15 protein-coding genes are annotated in these 18,154 nt (G+C 69.0%); 3 read left to right on the forward strand and 12 right to left on the reverse strand.

Going from position 1 to position 18,154, the window contains the following annotated elements; translation table 11 throughout:
• Positions 1–85: 85 nt before the first annotated feature.
• Entirely contained in the window at positions 86–505 is a 420-nt protein-coding gene (locus AZL_RS02000) for a hypothetical protein (RefSeq protein WP_148219163.1), read from the reverse strand.
• A 233-nt stretch (positions 506–738) separates the two neighbouring features.
• Positions 739–1,170 (reverse strand): Fur family transcriptional regulator, encoded by a 432-nt coding sequence (locus tag AZL_RS02005; protein WP_012973004.1) that lies wholly within the window; start codon positions 1,168–1,170, stop codon positions 739–741.
• 405 nt (positions 1,171–1,575) lie between these two features.
• On the opposite strand from AZL_RS02005, the gene AZL_RS02010 reads away from it, so the two are divergent.
• Entirely contained in the window at positions 1,576–2,799 is a 1,224-nt protein-coding gene (locus AZL_RS02010) for a sensor histidine kinase (protein ID WP_042442360.1), read from the forward strand.
• Positions 2,800–2,886: 87 nt separating this feature from the next.
• Here AZL_RS02010 and AZL_RS02015 read toward each other — a convergent pair whose 3' ends face one another.
• From AZL_RS02015 to AZL_RS02050, 8 genes are all read right to left on the reverse strand, one after another.
• Positions 2,887–4,725 (reverse strand): hypothetical protein, encoded by a 1,839-nt coding sequence (locus AZL_RS02015; protein ID WP_012973006.1) that lies wholly within the window; start codon positions 4,723–4,725, stop codon positions 2,887–2,889.
• Positions 4,726–5,173: 448 nt separating this feature from the next.
• Positions 5,174–7,054 (reverse strand): molecular chaperone HtpG, encoded by a 1,881-nt coding sequence (gene htpG, locus AZL_RS02020; protein ID WP_012973007.1) that lies wholly within the window; start codon positions 7,052–7,054, stop codon positions 5,174–5,176.
• A 132-nt stretch (positions 7,055–7,186) separates the two neighbouring features.
• Entirely contained in the window at positions 7,187–8,830 is a 1,644-nt protein-coding gene (locus AZL_RS02025; RefSeq protein WP_148219164.1) for a hypothetical protein, read from the reverse strand.
• A gap of 93 nt (positions 8,831–8,923) precedes the next feature.
• Positions 8,924–9,592, reverse strand: coding sequence for a glutathione S-transferase family protein (locus tag AZL_RS02030; RefSeq protein WP_012973009.1), 669 nt, complete (start codon positions 9,590–9,592; stop codon positions 8,924–8,926).
• A 108-nt stretch (positions 9,593–9,700) separates the two neighbouring features.
• Positions 9,701–10,162 carry a GNAT family N-acetyltransferase gene (locus tag AZL_RS02035; protein WP_012973010.1) on the reverse strand — a complete coding sequence of 154 codons (462 nt, stop codon included), beginning with the start codon at positions 10,160–10,162 and terminating at the stop codon, positions 9,701–9,703.
• A gap of 140 nt (positions 10,163–10,302) precedes the next feature.
• Positions 10,303–11,502, reverse strand: coding sequence for a TAXI family TRAP transporter solute-binding subunit (locus AZL_RS02040; RefSeq protein ID WP_247894249.1), 1,200 nt, complete (start codon positions 11,500–11,502; stop codon positions 10,303–10,305).
• Positions 11,503–11,685: 183 nt separating this feature from the next.
• Positions 11,686–12,180 carry a HupE/UreJ family protein gene (locus AZL_RS02045; RefSeq protein ID WP_042442362.1) on the reverse strand — a complete coding sequence of 165 codons (495 nt, stop codon included), beginning with the start codon at positions 12,178–12,180 and terminating at the stop codon, positions 11,686–11,688.
• Between the two features lie 95 nt (positions 12,181–12,275).
• Entirely contained in the window at positions 12,276–12,827 is a 552-nt protein-coding gene (locus AZL_RS02050; protein ID WP_148219166.1) for a hypothetical protein, read from the reverse strand.
• Between the two features lie 192 nt (positions 12,828–13,019).
• Here AZL_RS02050 and AZL_RS02055 point away from each other — a divergent pair, with 192 nt between their 5' ends.
• Complete coding sequence (locus tag AZL_RS02055) at positions 13,020–14,519, forward strand: DNA polymerase Y family protein (RefSeq protein WP_247894250.1); 1,500 nt, start codon at positions 13,020–13,022, stop codon at positions 14,517–14,519.
• Between the two features lie 67 nt (positions 14,520–14,586).
• Here the strand turns inward: AZL_RS02055 and AZL_RS02060 are convergent, their stop codons facing one another.
• Positions 14,587–15,543 carry an acetyl-CoA carboxylase carboxyltransferase subunit alpha gene (locus tag AZL_RS02060; RefSeq protein ID WP_012973015.1) on the reverse strand — a complete coding sequence of 319 codons (957 nt, stop codon included), beginning with the start codon at positions 15,541–15,543 and terminating at the stop codon, positions 14,587–14,589.
• Between the two features lie 190 nt (positions 15,544–15,733).
• Between AZL_RS02060 and AZL_RS02065 the strand changes: the two genes are divergently transcribed.
• Positions 15,734–16,486: a class I SAM-dependent methyltransferase gene (locus tag AZL_RS02065; RefSeq protein ID WP_012973016.1), complete on the forward strand. Its 753-nt coding sequence runs from the start codon at positions 15,734–15,736 to the stop codon at positions 16,484–16,486.
• Between the two features lie 18 nt (positions 16,487–16,504).
• Here the strand turns inward: AZL_RS02065 and aceB are convergent, their stop codons facing one another.
• On the reverse strand, positions 16,505–18,109 hold the full coding sequence (gene aceB / locus AZL_RS02070) for a malate synthase A (RefSeq protein WP_012973017.1): 1,605 nt from the start codon (positions 18,107–18,109) through the stop codon (positions 16,505–16,507).
• Positions 18,110–18,154: the final 45 nt, after the last annotated feature.

Consider the following 18,154-nt stretch of genomic DNA (forward strand, 5'->3'; position numbering starts at 1 on the left):
CCCGCCCCGATGCGGGCCGCCCCCGATGCGGGCCTGAAGAGGATCGTCCCGGCCAGCCATTCCCAGCCGGCCGGTTCCGGCCCGGTCAATGGAGCATGGTCGGGCCGCAGGGCAGCCCGAACAGAGGACCGTCTTCCGATCCGGCATCGGACCCCGCTTCGGAGCCATCCTCCGGCCCGGTGCCGTCGTCGGCCTCCTCCAGTTGGGCGATGAGGTCGCCGGACGCCTCCTCCAGCCCGGCCTTGACGGCGATCAGCAGATTGATGATCTCGCCATTGTCCTGCTCCAGGCCGCGCACCCGCTCCTCCAGCCGGTCGATACGGCGCATCAGCAGGTCCGACAGCCGGTCCAGCCGCTCCAGGATGGGCTCGGCTGCCCCCGCGGTCCTGGTGCCGCTTCCGGTGTCGGCGATGGTCGGTCCCGCCCTGTCGGATGGGGGTTCCGGCGGGTTTTCCGGCGGCCGGGGGCGCCGGGCGTCGAGATGTCGGGTGTCGTGGTCATCCATGGGCGGCCGGTTCCGGTCAGTGATGTTTTCTCCCCGCCTAACCTTGGGCCGGCGGCCGGCAAGGTCCAGACCGTCAGCCGATGCACCCCGCAAGCGATGGCCGCCTGACCCGCCCGTCCCGCCCACGGCGATTCCGGAGAGGGGCGGGCTTGGCCGACACCCCTTGTGCGCGTGCTGGCGCGCGCATGTCGGGGTGCGGATTTCGCGGTGCGCGCATCCGGCGGCTCCCGTGGTCAGGACTCGGATTTGTCGGCGCGGCGCTTGCGGGGAACACCGTAGAGTTCAAGCCGGTGGCCGATCAGGTCATAGCCCAGTTCACGGGCGATGCTTTCCTTGAGCCGTTCCATCTCGTCATTGGTGAACTCGATGACTTCACCCGAATCGACATCGATCAGATGGTGATGGTGATCGGTTCTCGTCTCTTCATAGCGTGCCCGGCCATCGCCGAAATCGAGCCGGTCGATGACATGCGCCTCTTCGAACAGGCGCATGGTGCGGTAGACGGTGGCGATGGAAATGCGCGGGTCGATGGCGGCGGCGCGGCGATGCACCTCCTCCACGTCGGGATGGTCCGTCGCGTCCGACAGCACGCGCGAGATCACGCGCCGCTGATCGGTCATCTTCAACCCCTTTTTCACGCACAGCTCTTCGAGGCGCGAGGGCATGGACATCCCCTGTGATCCTGTCTTCTATGGTGGGCGGCGGTTCGCCCCTCCGGTCCCCCTGATGCCCGGTATGCCAGGAAAAACCGCCGGCCCGGCGATGGGCCGGGGACGGCCGCTCGCGGCATCCCGAATACCCGACCATCATACTGTGTTTCGGAGGCATTCTCAAACGCCCAGCTTTCCGCTGGCTGATAGCCGGCGGACCGGGCGAAAGACGGCGTTCGCGACGGGAATATGGGATTTTTGCCGCAATGTGCGGCGGGAACCGACGGTTGGGGTGGAAACCAATTGCTCATGATCCATTGCTAAGCTTTGTTGAAAGCCATGCCCTGCGATCCGACCTGTAGGAAAATGGCTGGCACGGGCTGTGAAACGAACCTGACGGAAGGGGAGAGCGGAGCCGCGATGACGCCATTCGATTTTCCGTCCTCCGTTCCGGCGATCCTGATCGAACAGCCTGCCGACGAACCTGCTTTCACCGCCGCCGGGCTGGCCGTTCCGGTGGCACCGCTGGCGCCGGCCGAGGAATGTGGTGCCGCCCTGGCCCGGTTCCTGCGCCAGCCGGAGCTTGCCGCCCTGCCGGTGGTTGATGCCGACGGCCATGTCGCCGGGCTGTTGGAGCGCCGCCGGCTTCTGCCCGATGGCGGGGGGGAAGGCCCCCTCGGACCGGAGCGCGAGCTGCCGGTCTCCACCCTGATCGACCGGCAACCGCTGGTGATCGAAGCGGCGACTCCGCTGGCGGAGATTGGACGGCGGCTGGCCCGGCTGAAGCCATCGGCTCTGGCGACCGGCTTCCTGGTGGTGGAGCAGGGCCGGTATCTCGGCGTCGGCACGGTGACCGGGCTGATGGCGCGTTCGGCCGAACAGACGGATCTGCGCGCCCGCCAGTTGGAGGAGGCGCGCCAGAAGGCCGAGCGGGCGATCCGGGCCAAGACCGCCTTCCTCGCCAACATGAGCCACGAGATCCGTACGCCGCTGACCGCGATGATGGGGTTCGCCGAACTGCTGGAGCAGGAGGTGCTGGGGCCGCACGCCATTCCGCTCTACCGTGAATACGCCCGCGACATCGCCGAAAGCGGCCGGCACCTGATGGAGCTGATCAACGACCTGCTCGACCTGTCCAAGGCCGATGCCGATCGGCTGGAGCTGGTGGAGGGGACGGTGGACGTGGTGCGGGTGGCGATCGGCGCGGCGCGGCTGCTGGCCGAGCGGGCGGCGCGCCATGGCGTGCGCATCGCCACCACCGTGCCGCTGGATCTGCCGCCTCTGCGCGCGGATGAGCGCAAGCTGCGTCAGATGCTGTTGAACCTGCTGTCCAACGGGGTGAAGTTCACCCCGGCCGACGGGGTGGTGACGCTCGGCGCCCATATGGCGGCGGACGGCGCCTTGTGGCTGTCGGTCCATGATACCGGCATCGGCATGACCGGGGAGGAGCTGGCCAAGGCGCTGGAACCCTGGGGCCAAATCGACAGCGCGCTGGCCCGCGTCCAGGTCGGCAGCGGGCTGGGGCTGCCCTTGACCAAGCGGCTGATCGAACTGCATGGCGGCCGGCTGGACATCGTCAGCCGCTGCGACGACGGCACCACAATGTCGTTGGTCTTTCCCCCGGCGCGGGTCGGGCGGGGGTAGCCGGCTCCCCGTCCGCCGGGTGGCCAATCAGGGGGCGGCCAATCGGGGGGTGGCCAATCAGGGGGCGGCCAATCGGGGAGCGGCCAATCAGGGAGCGGAAAGCCGGAGGTCCCGGTTGTCCTTGTCGCGCGCGTAGGTCAGATCGCGGGCGTATTTCCGAATTTTCTGCTGCACGTCCCTCAGCGTCATCATGCCGATGCCGATCTTGGCGATGTTGACGTTCTCGTCGTCGTCGATCCATTCCGCCAGCTTGACCAGCGCTTCGACTTCCCAGGTCGAACCATGGTAGCGCAGCTTGCCGGCGGTATAGATCTGCTGCCGGACACGGGCGTCGTCGGCGCTGGAGAAGCCCATGCTTCCTTTGACCGACTGCTTCCAGATCTTGATCAGCCCGGTCGCGTCCAACCGTTGCACGCAGGCATCCTTGGGCTTGCGGTTGCGTCCGCTGAGCCTTTCGTTCGCGATCACCCGGCACCACATCTTGATCTCGCACAGCTCCGCGAAGGCTTTGGCGTCGCCGGGCGTGACGCTGGAGGCTGGCACGTTGAAGGTGCTCACCCATTCGGTCTTCACCGTCCGGCGCAGCTCGTCGAGATAGGTGTCGATGCCGCGATGGGCGCCGTGCAGGAGCAGGAGCTGGGGCGCCGTGCTGGTCACATGCTCGATGAAGATGTCGACGATCGCATAGACATTCCTGTCCATGGTGCCTTCGAGCGTGCGATGGCCGAGATTTCCGGCCAGGACGGCGAGACGTGGCACCGTCGACCCCGACCGGTCCTTCACCGTCATGATGGTGTCGAACAGCGCGTGCTTCAGGTGTTGGGTCATCTCAAGGATCATGTCGCCGAACCGGTTCATGATCGTGACCTTGATCTGGGCCTTCCCCGGAACGCCGGTGATGTTCATCGCCCGATCCGCCACGTTCCTGCGGAATGACCGCGCGGCGCGGTGAATGATGGATTGGTTGAGGGTGGGCGGGCTGACGACCCGGCTGGCCTCGGCCCAGCTGCTGTCCGGCGCCTTGCTGTATTCGAACAGCCCGGTGGTCACGGTCGCTTCGATGCCTGATTTCAGCGCGTCCTTCGCGGTCTGGGCCGACACCTCGACGATATGACCGATCAGCCGTACGGCGACATCCGCCAGGGGGCCGCCGGCCAGGATCAGGCCTGACCGGACGATCGACAGGGCGAGCCCGACCTTGGCCTTCTCCGCCTCGCCGTCCTTGATCATCGCCTTTTCAAATTCGCCGTAAGCCGCCTCGACCCCTTCGAGCATCGCCTGGATGTGCCCCTGGAGAAGAAACAGGCTGCCCTGGACGTCGAGAAGGTCGCCGGTGGTCAGGAAATTGTCGAGTTTGGTCTTCAAGGCCGACTTCTCGCCATCCGCGAGCGACCGCGCCTGCCGCAGGGGGGCGTTCTTCTCGTGGATGTCGGCGCGGACCTTGGTGGCGGCCTGCCGGAAACGGAACAGGGGAGCCGGCCGGGCCGGCGGGGCGACGGTCATGATCCGGGACGGCGGCGGCGACGGCGGCTGCACCAGGGCAAGGGACAGTTCCGGCTGGACGGAGGGCGGAGCGGCGCGGCCGACGGCAGCAGCCTTGCCGCGGATCAGGCCGTCGAGATCGCCGTCGGACTTGCTCAACAAGGTGGCGCGGACGGTCGGCGCGTCGGCCGTCGTGGTTTCGCCGAGCAGCAGTTGGATGAGAAGCACCGCCCTGGCGCGATCACGGTGGTCCTTGGTGCCGGGCATGGTCATGCCGGACCGGGGAATCTGGAGCACGCGCATGAAGTCGTTGGCGGTCGACTCGTCCAGATCGGTCATCGCCTTGCGGATCTTGTCGACGAAGCCGCCGGCATTGGCCAGACGCAGGCCGGAATTGACGTCATTCCATTCCTTGACCCGTGTGAACGCGCCGCTGTTCGCCATGTTTTCCTTCCCTCCCTTGCCGCGCCGGGTCTTCCAACCCAGGCGATCCCCCGGTGACGCCAAGCCAACGACTTATCAGAAACGTAAAGACCGCTTTGGGGCTTGGTCAAAAAGACCGCTATCAACCGAAAAAACAACCGCCCAGCGGCAGGTTTGGGGAGGTAATATGACAAAGCGCATGTAGAGCCTGTGGGGAAATCCGCTAAATTTCACCGTGCTTCGCTTTATTATCCGCATAGATATGATTATATATTTTCTGCATATTCACAGTATTTCCAGAATTGTTCAATATCGATTGGTGCAAATGAATTTCCACTTGGGGTGGATTGCCGCGTCGCAACCGTGCGGGGAGGGCGGGGGCACGAGACTCCGCGCATGAAAAAAGCCCCCTCCTCCGGAGAGGAGAGGGCTTGGTCCCGCGCTTCAGGCAAGGGAGAAAGGGAGGGATTTACGCCAGCCCCTTCTCCATCGCGCTCGCCAGGCGGCGGGCGAAGGCGGCGGGGTCGGGCAGCGGCTCGCCCTCGACGATGCGGGCCTGGTCCAGCAGCAGCCACGCCGCATCCTCCAGCGCGTCGGTGGCGCCGCCGCCCTTGGCCCGGTCGGCCAGCCGCTTGATCAGGGCGTGCGACGGGTTGATCTCCAGGATGCGCTTGCCGGCCTCGCCGTTGAGCTGCTTGTGCTGCTTCAGCAGGCGTTCCAGATGCATGTCCATGTCGTTGTCGTCGGCGACCAGACAGACGGCGCTGTCGGTCAGACGCTCGGACTTGCGGACATCCTTCACCGCGTCGGACAGGGTCAGCTTCAGCAGGGCCAAGAGGTCGGTCAGCTCGCCCTCCGGCGCCTTCTCCTCCGGCTTCCCGGACTCCTCGCCCTTGATCTTGCCGAGGTCGGCGCCGCCGCGGGTCACCGACTTGAAGGGCTTGCCGTCATAGACGCCGACCGACGGCATCCAGAACTCGTCGACCGGGTCGGTCAGCAGCAGGACCTCCACACCCTTGGCCTTGAAGCCTTCCAACTGCGGGCTGCGCAGCAGGGTGTCGATGTCGTCGCCGCTGATGGTGTAGATGGCGTCCTGGCCCTCCTTCATGCGGCCGACATACTGCTCCAGCGAGACGAGATCGTCGCCGGCGGTGGTGCGGAAGCGCAGCAGCTTCAGCAGCTCGTCCCGGTGCTCGTAGTCCTCATAGAGGCCCTCCTTCAGCACCGCGCCGAAATTCTCCCAGAAGCTGTCATATTCGGCGGCGTTCTCGCCGTCCTTGGCCTTCTTCGACAGCTCCGACAGCACGCGCCGGGTGATGCCGGCCTTGATCTTGGCCAGCATCGGGTTGTGCTGGAGCATCTCGCGGCTGATGTTCAGCGGCAGATCCTCGCTGTCGACCACGCCGCGCAGGAAGCGCAGATAGGGCGGGATCAGCCCCTCGGCCGCGTCGGTGATGAAGACGCGCTTGACGTACAGCTTCACCCGGTGGGCACGCTTGGGGTCGAACAGGTCGAAGGGCTTGGTCGAGGGGACATAGAGCAGGTTGGTGTATTCCAGCGCCCCTTCGGCCCGCCAATGCAGGGTCAGCCACGGCTCGTCGAAGGCGTGGCCGACATGGTGGTAGAATTCCTTGTACTGGTCGGCGGTGATCTCCGACTTCGACCGCGTCCACAGGGCCGACGCGCTGTTCAGCGCCTTGGCGTCCTCGCCCTCGCCGAACAGGATCGGGATGGCGATGTGGTCGGAATATTTGCGGACGATGCCGCCGAGCCGGGTCTCGTCGAGATACTCGTCGTCGCCGTCGCGCAGATGCAGGACGATCCTCGTCCCGCGCGACAGGCCGTCGGCCTCGGAGATCGTGAACTCGCCCTTGCCGTCGGATTCCCAGCGCCAGCCGGTGGCCTCGCCGGCCTTGCGGGTCAGCACGGTGACCGTGTCGGCGGCCATGAAGGCGGAATAGAAGCCGACGCCGAACTGGCCGATCAGGTTGACGTCCTTCTTGCCGTCACCCTTCTCCGCACCCTCCAGCGACTTCATGAAGGCGGCGGTGCCGGAGCGGGCGATGGTGCCGAGATTCTCGACCAGATCTCCGCGGTTCATGCCGATGCCGTTGTCGGCGACGGTCAGGGTCCGCGCATCCTTGTCGACCAGCAGGCGGACCTTGAGGGTCGGATCGTCGGCCGAGAGTTCGGGCTGGGTCAGCGCGGCGTAGCGCAGGCGGTCGCAGGCGTCCGACGCGTTGGAGACCAGTTCGCGCAGGAAGACTTCCTTCTCGCTGTAGAGCGAGTGGGCGACGATGTCGAGCAGACGGCTGACCTCGGCTTGAAAACTGAGCCGTTCCTCGGTCATTGGGGGCACCTTCGTTGGTTTTTGCACGGGTGGTTGCGTCAAGACGGCGGAGATATGTGAAAGCGTCTCCGCCGTTCAAGAGGCTTGTGGCGTGCAACCGCGGGAGGTGCGCGGCGGGGTGTCGCGGTCCCCTTACTTCTTCTTCGGCTTTTCCGCCGGGGCCGGAGCCGGGGCGGGCTCGGCGCCGCCGCCCAGCAGCGCGGTCATGTCGGCGCCGTTCAGCAGGATCTGGCCGGTTTCCGTCACGTCGATCTTGTAGGTGCGGATGTCGGCGCCGCTGTCGTCCTTGCCGGCCTGGCCCAGGGCCTGGACCATCGCCAGACCGCCCAGCAGATCCTGGGTCTCCTTGTCGGCCTTGGCGCCCGGTGCCGGCTGCATCGCCTTCACCGCCGTGTCGATGCCGCGCAGCACCACGTTGGCGCCGCCCGCGACGCCGAAGGCGGCTCCGGTGGCGACCCGCAGCGCGCCGCTGGCGGTGCCGGCGGAGGCCGGGGTGTCGAGATTCAGCGCGTCGATGCGCAGTTCGGTCCCGGCCTGCCCCATCGCGGCCATCGCCTGCATCATGGCGGCGTCGGCCGGATCGGGCGTTGGGGCGGCGGCCGGCTTGGTCTTGCCGCCCTTCTTGGGCGGGGTCTCTTCCGCCTCGGCGCTCTTGGCCAGGTCGGTGAAGGCCTTCCACAGGGCGGCGTTCGGCAGCTTGGCGACCGACAGCTTCATCTCGAAGGCGCGCGGGGTGAAGGCGGCGGGGGCGGGCGACGGCGTCATGACGAAGTCGCGGGCCTCCAGGCCCATGCTGGCCGTCGACTGGTCCTTGTCGAGGTCGGTCAGGCTGCTGGTGGCGGCGAATTGTCCCAGCTTGACCGTCGTGCCATCCTCGGGATTGACGAAGGACAGGTTGGACAGGCGCATCGCGCTGGTGAAGCCGCCGAAGAGTCCCTGAAGTTTCGGCAGCAGCTCGCCGCTGTTCGGGGGCGCGCCCTTGGCGGCGGCCTGTTCCGACAGCTTCTGCAACTCGCTGATCTTGGTCAGGTCGATCCGGCTATAGGTGGCCTCGCCGGTGATGCTGCCGATCTTGACGAATTCCTTGTTCTTGTCGTCCTGGACCGACAGGCCGGTCAGGGCGGCGGCGGCGGGCCCGCTCCACAGCGTGGCGCCGCCGGTTCCGGCCTCCGGCTTCAGTTCCTGGGCCGTGGTGAAGGAGGCGATGGTGATCTTGCCCTTGCCGTCGGCGGCGGCGATGGCGATGTCGCTGTAGGCGGCGTCGAGCGCCAGCAGCGTTTCCAGCGTGCCCGACCAGGTGCTGGAGAAGGACTGCTTGCCGATGGAGATGATGGCGGCATCGACGTAATCGTCGTTGTCGCCCAGATTCTGCACCTTCATCGTCGAGGGCAGCGTGATCGCCACGCCATACTGGCCGTCATCCTTCGGCGTGACCGACAGCAGGACGGTGCCGATGTCGAACAGCGTGCCGTCGCCGGCTTCCGCCGACAGGCGGGGCAGGGTGACGTCGTAATGGTCGCCCGCCGGCTTGACCGTGGGCTCGCCGTCCCATTCGAAGCCGACGCCGTCGCCATCCTCGCTCGGCGGCGGGAACCAGCGCGCGAGATCCTTCTTCAGCGACGCGGCCAGGGTCTTGGCGCCGGCATCGTCGACCGCGGGGGCGGCCTGGGCCGGCGACCAGCCGGCGACCAGCGCCAGCATGCCGCCGGCGATCAGGGCGGGTTTCAGGGACCGGACCGGCCGGGCCGGGGCGGTCGGAAAACGGCGCAGACGCATCGAGGAAACTCTCCCAGCTACGATTTGGGAGTACGTTATGCTCGATACCCGAGGCGGGTCCATGCCCCTAATGGGCGAAATGCCAACGGGCGGTTAAAAATCCAGGTCGGCATAGTGCCTGGGCGGTGGGCAGCCGGTGATGTTGTCGGCCAGCAGCGCGCGGAAGCTGGGGCGCGACTTGATCCGGGCGTACCAGTCCTTGGCCTCCGGACTGCGGTCCCACGGGACATTGTCGATATAGTCCAGGCAGGACAACTGCACCGCGGCGGCGATGTCGGCCAGGGTGAAGACCGGCCCCGCCAGCCAGGGCCGGCGTTCCGACAGGAAGGCGATGTAATCGAGATGATAGGTGACGTTGGCCAGCCCGGCGCGAATCGCCGGGGCGAAGGGATGGCCCTGGCCGGACAGCCGCTTGATCAGCTTCTCGCCGACCAGATTCTCGGTCACCTCGCGCTCGAACTTCTGCAGGAACCAGTCGGCGACCCGCCGCACCTCGGCCCGCGCCGCGATCTCGCGCGGCAGCAGCGGGGTGTCGGGATAGGCCTCCTCCAGATATTCGATCACGGCGAGGCCGCCGGCGACGACCGTCCCATCCTCCTCCACCAGAACCGGAACCTCGGCGGCCGGGTTCAGCTTCAGGAAGTCGGTGCGCCGTTCCCATGGCCGTTCGACCACGGGTTCGAAGGGCAGGCCCTTCTCGGCGAGCATGACGCGCGCGGTGCGCGACAGGGCGTGGATCGGGTGGTGGTACAGGGTTCGCATGGCGGCGCGACTTTACCGCAACGCCGCAAACGAAAACAGCCCGCGCATCGGAGTCTTCGAGACTCGTCCAGGGAGGGGCGGAGGGGCGGGCGGTATGACGGCGCCCCCTTATCCCGCCCGTGATAGACGGTAGAGCACCAGCGCGTCCGGCTGGTTGGAGGGGGCGGCCACCGGAGTCCAGCCGTTGCGTTCATAGAAGGCGCGGGCGGCGGCGTTGCGGGCGGCGCAGGCCAGTTCGGCCGGACCCGGCGCGCCGTGCAGCAGGCCCAGCGCCTCGCGCAGCAGGGCGGAGCCGATGCCGCGCTTGTGCCATCCGGGGTCGATGAACAGGTTGTGGATTATGCCGGCCTTGGGGTCGAGCGAGACGAAACCGACCACCGTCCCGTCCGTCTCGGCGACCAGCACCGAATCCTCGCGCACGCAATCATAATAATCGTCGAGGCCGAATCGGTCGGCGGGCTGCCAGGAGAAGGCCTGGAGGCGGCCATGCAGGAAGATTTCGGCGCAACGTGCGGCGTCGGCGGCGCGGGCGGAACGGATCGCGATGCGTCCCCCATTGCCTGCCGGCATGCCCGTCCCCCTCTGTCCGTTGCGGTCCGTCCCGCGGAATGGTCCGACAGGATCAACCGGATTCCGGCCAGACTATTCCAGCGGCGGGGCCTGCGGAAACGGTCCTTTCGTCCTGTCCGCCGGTGGCGGGAGGGGGGCGCTCAGCGCGGGGCCTTGTCGTCGGCCGCCTTGTCATTTGGGGCCCTGTCATTCGGGGCGCGGCCATTCGGGGCCCGGTCATTCCGAACCCTGTCGGGGCCGGAGGCGCCCTTTTCCGGGGCGGCGTCGATGCCGCTTGCCGGCGGGCGCGCCGGCTCGTTGGCGGCGTTGCCCAGCAATCCCGTCTCGCGGTAATAGCGCTCGGCCCCCGGATGCAGGGGAACCGACACGTTGGCGACCGCGCGGGCGGGGTCGAAGTTGCGGCCCTGCGGGTGCCCTTCGGCCAGCACCCGGCGGGTGTTCTCGTGCCACAGCGCGCGGACGACGCCATAGATCAGATCGGGGTCGCGGTCGGCGCGGGTCAGCAGCTCCGCCCCCAGGCTCAGCGTCGGGGTGGGAGCGCTGCCGGGATAGGCGTTGGCCGGGATCTCGTGCTCGATGTAGAAGCGCTGGGTGCGCAGCAGCCGCTCGGCCGGCTCGCCGTCCAGCGGCACCAGCCGGATCGGCACCCGCGCCGCCACGTCGCTGACCGCCGCCACCGGATAGCCGCCGACCATGAAGAAACCATCCAGTTCCCCCTTCGCCAGCCGGTCGGCCGACGTGCCGGGCTTCAGGTAGAGCGGTGTGACCGTGCCTTCCGACAGGCCGTAGGCGTCGAGGATCAGCCGCGCCTCCACCAGCGTGCCGGATCCCTCCTCGCCGAGGGAGACGCTGCGGCCCTTCAGATCGGCCATGTGGTCGATGAAGCCGTCGGAACGGACGACGACCTGGATCGCCTCCGCATAGAGCATGCCGAGCGAGCGCAGCTCCGGGAAGGGGCGCTTGCCGGTGAAGCTGCCGGTGCCGGTATAGGCCCAATAGGCGACGTCGGCCTGGGCGAAGCCGGCCTCCACCGTGCCGGCGCGCAGCATCTCGACATTCTCCACCGACCCGTTGCTGGCCTGCGCCACCACGATCAGGCCGGGGATGCCGCAGCTTCCCCCCTTGTCGCAGGGGCGGGAGCCGGGCGGGTTGGAGATGGCGTTGGCGATCAGCCCGCCGATGGGGAAATAGGTGCCGGAGGTGGTGCCGGTGCCGATGCGGAAATAGCGCAGTTCCTGCGCGGCGGCGGGGCGGCCCGACAGCCCGTCGGCCAGCAGCGGCGCCAGGGCGGCGCCCCCCATCAGGCCGCCCATCAGACGGCGGCGGCTGAGGGCGGGCATGGCGGAAGATGCGGCGGAATCGGCCCGATGCTCCGGCAAGGGAAGCGCCGGCGGGGGAGGGCAGGCCTGGGCGTCTGCGCGGGGCACCGGGGAGGTCCGTTCGTCTTGCCCCTTCGTCCGGAGGTGGGAAGGGCGTGCCCTTGAAGATCTCCGCGCAACCCCGTCATTTCAAGGCACAAGCGGTCAAATCACCCCGACGAGGTCGAGAACGCCGGCGACTGCTACCGCACCGCCACACAAGCGCGCCGCCCGCTCCGACTCGGCCTGCGTCACCGCGATGGACAGCCCCAGCCCGCCGCAGGCGACCAGCATCAGCCCGGCGGCGAATCCGGCCCAATAAAGCGGCGGTCCCTGGTGGGCGTGGCCGTGGAACAGGGCGGCGACCGCGGCGACCAGCACCGCCAGCACGGCCGGCGCCCGCACCCCCAGCGCCACCAGCGAGCCGACCACGATCAGCGAGGCGGCGAGTCCCGGTCCGGCATAGGGCAGCCGCAGCCCCATCTGCGCGGCGAAGCCCGCCGCCAGCGCGGCGGTCACGGCGGCGGCCGGCACCTGCCAGACCGCGGTGCCGCCGGCCTGTCCGGCCCACATGCCGATGCCGAGGATGCCCAGCAGATGTTGCAGCACCCAGACCGGCGTGGTCAGCCCGGTGCCGAAAGCTCCCGTCAGCGTCGTCATGCGCCCGCATCCCCATCCGTTCCGCTCCGCAAGCCGGTATGGCGGCTGGGACGGTGCGGGGTCAAGCCGCCGTGCTGTGGCCAGGATGGGGCAGGTCACCGCGCCAGCGGGTCGCCCCATTGGCGCAGGTCGTTCTCGCGCCGCATCAGATCGCGCTGGCCCAGCGGATCGAGCCGCCCTATGGCGTCGTCGGTGCGCATGCGGTCGACCTCCGGCCGGATCAGGTCGCGCTTGAAGGCGTCGGTGGCGCTCTGCGACGAGGGGGGGGGAGGCAGCGGCACCGGGCGCGGCGGTTGGGGCAGGGCGGCCGGATCCGGCGGCGGCGACGAGCTGCCGCGCCGGCGCTTGGGCGGAGGCTGGCCGGTGTCGTTCGAGTCGCGGTCCGAGCCGCGGTTTGCCTGCCGGTCGGCCCGCGACTGGTCCGCCTGGTTCTGGTCTGCCTGGATTCCGCTCCAGGTCCGCCGGCCGCCGCCGGGGATGAAGGTCTCGGTGTGGATCGGCGGGAAGGCCTGGGTGCTGTTGGGGGCGCTGTCGGAGGCACGGCCGGGCTGGTCCCCGCGTGGATCCGAAGGCGCGCAGGCGCCTGCCGCCAGCAGGACGGCCAGCGCGAGCAGGGGGCGGAGACGGGGCGGGGGAGCTGGGATCATGACTGGAATGTCGGCATCACCAGCCATTTCGGCAAGGAGATCCCGAAGGAGAGACTCCCCTTGCGGTCAAGCCGGCGCTAGGATGTTCGTTGTTTGTTCTTGTCCGCCGGGCTCCCCATGCCACCTGTCCTTCTCCCCCCTCCTCGATCCCCCGCTCCCCCTGGGGAGAGGGGACGTCGCCGCATCCTCGCCTTGTGGCTGCCGCGCCTGCCGACCGACGCGCGGGAGCGGCTGCTGCCGCCCGAGTCGCGGCGACGCCCCTTCGCCCTGCTGCGGACCGAGCGCCAGCGGCGGATGGTGGTCGCGGTCAACCGGGCGGCGGCGGCGCTGGGCATAGCACCCGGCCATAGCCTCAGCGACGCCCGCGCGCTGGAGCCGGCGCTGGAGGTGGCGGAGGCCACGCCGGAGGCCGATTCGCTTCTGCTCGGCCGCATCGCCGACTGGGCGCGGCGCTACAGCCCGTGGGCGGCGGCGGACGAGCCAGACGGGGTGGTGATCGACATCACCGGCTGCGCCCATCTGCTGGGCGGCGAGCCGGCGCTGGTCGCCGACCTGACCGGCCGGCTGCGCGCCGCCGGCTTCTCCGCCCGCGCCGCCATCGCCGATACCCCGGCCGCCGCCTGGGGGCTGGTGCGCTTCGGCGGCCCGGACGACCGGCGGCGGGAGCGGCTGGACGGCCTGCCGCTGGCCGCCCTGCGCCTGGCGGCGGAGACGGCGGAGGGGCTGCATGCGTTGGGATTGCGCCGGATCGGCGATCTGCACGCCATGCCGCGGGCCGGGCTGGCCGCGCGGTTCGGCGCCGGGCTGCTGCGACGCTACGATCAGGCCTTCGGTCGGCTGGACGAGCCGATCTCCCCACGCCGGCCGGTGTCCGACCACCGCGAGCGCCTGACCTTCGCCGAGCCGATCGCCACGGCCGAATCGATCGCCGGGGCGCTGCGCCATCTGCTGGGGCGGCTGTGTCGGGGGCTGGAGGCGGCGGGGCTGGGGGTGCGACGGCTGCGGCTGGACGTCCACCGCACCGACCAGCGGGTCGATGACGAGCCGCAAAGCCTGACGCTCGGCACCAGCCGCCCGACCCGCGACCCGGCGGCATTGGCCCGGCTGTTCGCCCCGCTGGTCGAGCGGATCGAACCAGAGCCGGGGCCGGGGCAGGGGCTGGAAACGCTGGTGCTGTCGGCGACGGAGACCGGGCCGCTGGCCGCCATCCAGATCGGCACCGATGGGGAGGGGAGCGATGACGGGCTGGCCGCGCTGGTCGACCGGCTGACCCTGCGGTTGGGGGAACGGGCGGTGCTGCGGCTGGTGCCGCGGGAAAGCTGGCTGCCGGAACGCTGCGTGGCGCCGTTTCCGCCCTTGGAGACGCTGCCGGCGCCGAAGCCCTGGCCGGTCGGGCATCCGCGCCCTCCGCGCCTGCTGGCCCCGCCCGAACCGGTGGAGGCCATCGCCCCGCTGCCCGACGACCCGCCACGCCACTTCGTCTGGCGCGGCACGCGGCACCGGGTTTGCCGGGCCGAGGGGCCGGAGCGGATCGAAAGCGAATGGTGGCGTCCGGCAGGATCGCTGGGGTTGGCCGTGCGCGACTATTATCGCGTCGAGGACGAGGACGGCCGCCGCTTCTGGCTGTTCCGCGCCGGCCTGTATCGGCCGGGGGAGACCCCGCGCTGGTTCCTGCACGGGTTCCTGGGGTGAGGTGCCTCCGCCCCCTCCCAACCCTCCCCCCTACCCAGGGCGGGGGAGGGGGGATATGGACCCGGTCTCAGCCCAGCCCCTTCTGCCCCATCTCCAGGAACTTCTCGCGGCGCTTGGCGCGCAGGGTGGCGCCGTCGAGCCCATCCATCTGGACCAGCGATTCCTCGATGCAGTCGCCCAACTTCCGGATCGTCTCGGCCGGGTCGCGATGAGCGCCGCCGATCGGCTCGCTCACCACCTGGTCGATGACGCCCAGCTCCTTCAGGTCCTGGCTGATCAGGCGCAGGGCGATGGCCGCCTCGCCCGCCATGTCGGAGCTGCGCCACAGGATCGACGCGCAGCCTTCCGGCGAGATCACCGAATATATCGCGTGTTCCAGCATCAGCACGCGGTCGGCGGTGGCGATGGCGATGGCGCCGCCCGACCCGCCCTCGCCGATGACCGAGGCGACCATCGGCACGGTCAGCCGCAGGCAGCGCTCGATGCTCTTGGCGATGGCCTCGGCCTGGCCGCGCTCCTCGGCCTGGACGCCGGGGAAGGCGCCGGCGGTGTCGACCAGCGAGAGGACCGGCAGCTTGAAGCGGTCGGCCAGATCCATCAGGCGCTGGGCCTTGCGGTAGCCTTCCGGCTTGGCCATGCCGAAATTGTGGCGGACGCGCGATTCGGTGTCGTTGCCCTTTTCCTGGCCGATCACCACCACCGAGCGGCCGCGGAAGCGCCCCAGCCCGCCGATGACCGCGCGGTCCTCGGCGAAATGGCGGTCGCCGGCCAGCGGCGTGAAGTCCTCGATCAGCCCATGCACATAGTCCAGGCAGTGCGGCCGATTGGGGTGGCGGGCCACCTGAACCTTCTGCGCGGGCGTGAGCTTGGCGTAGGTCTGCCGCAGGAGCTTGTCGACCTTGGCCTGCAGCTTGGCGACCTCGTCGGCGATGTTGATGTCGCCGGCGTTGGTCAGGTGCCGCAACTCCTCGATCTTGCCTTCAAGCTCGGCGATCGGCTTTTCGAATTCCAGGAAGGTCTGCATGCCGGACACGGGTGGTTGGCGAGGCGCACGAAAAAACGCGCGCTTGGTAGCACGCCCGGCGCGCCTGCGCCACAGCGGAAAGATGCGGGGCACCCCAGGGAGCTCCGGGGAGGGTTCCGCGACGAACCCACAGGGTTTATCCTCAAGCGCCGGGAAATTCCAAGCCCAATCGTGGAAGGCCGATCGTTCCATGCCCGTCTTCAAGGACCATTTCTCCGGCCATGCCGGTGATTACCGCCTTTTCCGCCCGACCTATCCCGACGGGCTGGCGGCGGCGCTGGCCGATGCGGCGCCGGGGCGGGACGCGGCTTGGGACGCCGGTTGCGGCAACGGCCAGCTCTCGGTTTCCCTGGCGGCGCATTTCGCGACGGTCCATGCCACCGACGCCAGCGCGGAGCAGATCGCCCAGGCGGAGCCGCATGACCGTGTCCGCTATGCCGCCGCCCCGGCGGAGGAGAGCGGCCTGCCCGACGGCTGCTGCGACCTGATCGTCGCGGCGCAGGCGGCGCATTGGTTCGATCTGGAGCGCTTCCACGCCGAGGTGCGGCGGGTGGCGAAGCCGGGGGCGGCGGTGGCGCTGGTCTGCTACGCGTTGCAGCAACTTGAGGATCAGCCGCTGAACGCAGCGGTGGAGCGGTTCCACAACGCCACGCTCGGCCCCTATTGGCCGGCCGACCGCTGGAAGGTGGTGAACGGCTACCGCGACCTGGAATTCCCCTTTCCGGAACTGCCGGTGCCGGCGCTGGCGATGGAGGCGGTCTGGCCGCTGCCCCGGCTGCTCGGCTACATGAGCACCTGGTCGGGGGTGAAGGCGGCGGCCAGGGCGCTCGGGCGCAACCCGCTGGAGGCCTTCGCCGAGGAGATCGCGCCGCTGTGGGGCGATCCGGCGACGGAGCGGCGCATCCGCTGGCCGCTGACGGTGCGGCTGGGGCGGGTGGAGTAGGCTTCGGCTGCCCTTTGCTTACGCCCCCTCGGCCACCACGCGCTCATAGGCCGGCAGGGTCAGGAAGTCGGTGAAATCCTCGCGCGCGACCAGATCGCGGAACAGGGCGGCGGCATCGGCGTGGCGGCCCCTGGCGTAAGCGTCGGCGCCGACGCGCTCCTTCCAGGCCGCCAACTCCTCGGCGATGACGCGGTCGACGAGGTCGAGCGTCACCATCCGCCCGTCGTCCAGCGCCGTGCCGGTGTGGACCCACTGCCAGAGCTGGGTGCGGCTGATCTCCGCCGTGGCGGCGTCCTCCATCAGGTTGAACAGCGGGACGCAGCCCTGGCCACGCAGCCACGCCTCGATATAGCCGATGCCGACCGCGACGTTGTTGCGCAAGCCCGTCTCGGTTCTCGGCCCGGCGGGCACCGCCAGCAGGTCGGCGGCGGTGACGGTCACGTCGCTGCGTTTGCGGGCGATCTGGTTCGGCGTCGGCATGTAGGTGTCGAACACCTCGCGGGCCACCGGCACCAGTCCGGGATGGGCGACCCAGGTGCCGTCATGGCCGTTGGACGCCTCGCGCTCCTTGTCGGCGCGCACGCGGGAGAAGGCGACCTCGTTGGCCTCCGGATCGCCCTTGACCGGGATGAAGGCGGCCATGCCGCCGATGGCGGGCGCGCCGCGCCGGTGGCAGGTACGGACGGCGAGCTGGCTGTAGGCCGACAGGAAGGGGGTGGCCATCGTCACCTCCGCCCGGTCGGGCATGACGGCGGCCGGATCCTTGCGGAACTTCTTGATGAAGCTGAAGATATAGTCCCAGCGTCCGCAGTTCAGGCCGGCGGAATGCTCGCGCAGCTCATAGAGGATCTCGTCCATCTCGAAGGCGGCGAGGATGGTCTCGATCAGCACCGTCGCCTTGATCGAGCCGTGCGGCAGATGCAGATACTCCTCCGCCACCAGGAAGACCTCGCGCCACAGCCGCGCCTCGAAATGGCTTTCCAGCTTGGGCAGATAGACATAGGGGCCGCTGCCGCGCGCCAGCAATTCCTTGGCGTTGTGGAAGACATGCAGGCCGAAGTCGAAGAGGGCGGCCGACATCGGCTCGCCATCCATCAGCACATGGCGCTCTTCCAGATGCCAGCCGCGCGGCCGGACCTTCAGCACCGCGGTCTTGTCGCCGAGGCGGTATTTCCTGCCGCTGGCGGGGTCCTCGTGGCTGATGGTCCGGCGCACGGCGTCGCGGATGTTGATCTGCCCCTCGACCAGATTGCTCCAGGTCGGGCAGGTCGCATCCTCGTAATCGGCCATGAAGACATTGGCGCCGCTGTTCAGCGCGTTGATGACCATCTTGCGGTCGACCGGGCCGGTGATCTCGACCCGGCGGTCGAGCAGATCGACGGGCAGCGGGCTGACGGTCCAGTCGGCTTCGCGGATGGCGCGGGTCTCCGGCAGGAAATCGGGCCGGTGCCCCTGGTCGAGCAGCGCCTGCCGTTTGGTCCGCACATCCAGCAGCCGCAACCGTTCCGGACCGAAGCGCCCCTCCAGCTCGGCGAGGAAGGCCATCGCCTCCGGCGTCAGGATCTCCTCGAAACCGGGCTTGATCGGACCGCGGATTTCAAGTCCCGAGATGCTGCTGGCCATCGTGATGATCCCCTTCCCTGATTGTGATGAACCGCTCTCTCGACG

It is taken from the genome of Azospirillum sp. B510 (genome assembly GCF_000010725.1).
GTDB classification, from domain to species: Bacteria; Pseudomonadota; Alphaproteobacteria; order Azospirillales; family Azospirillaceae; genus Azospirillum; species Azospirillum lipoferum_B.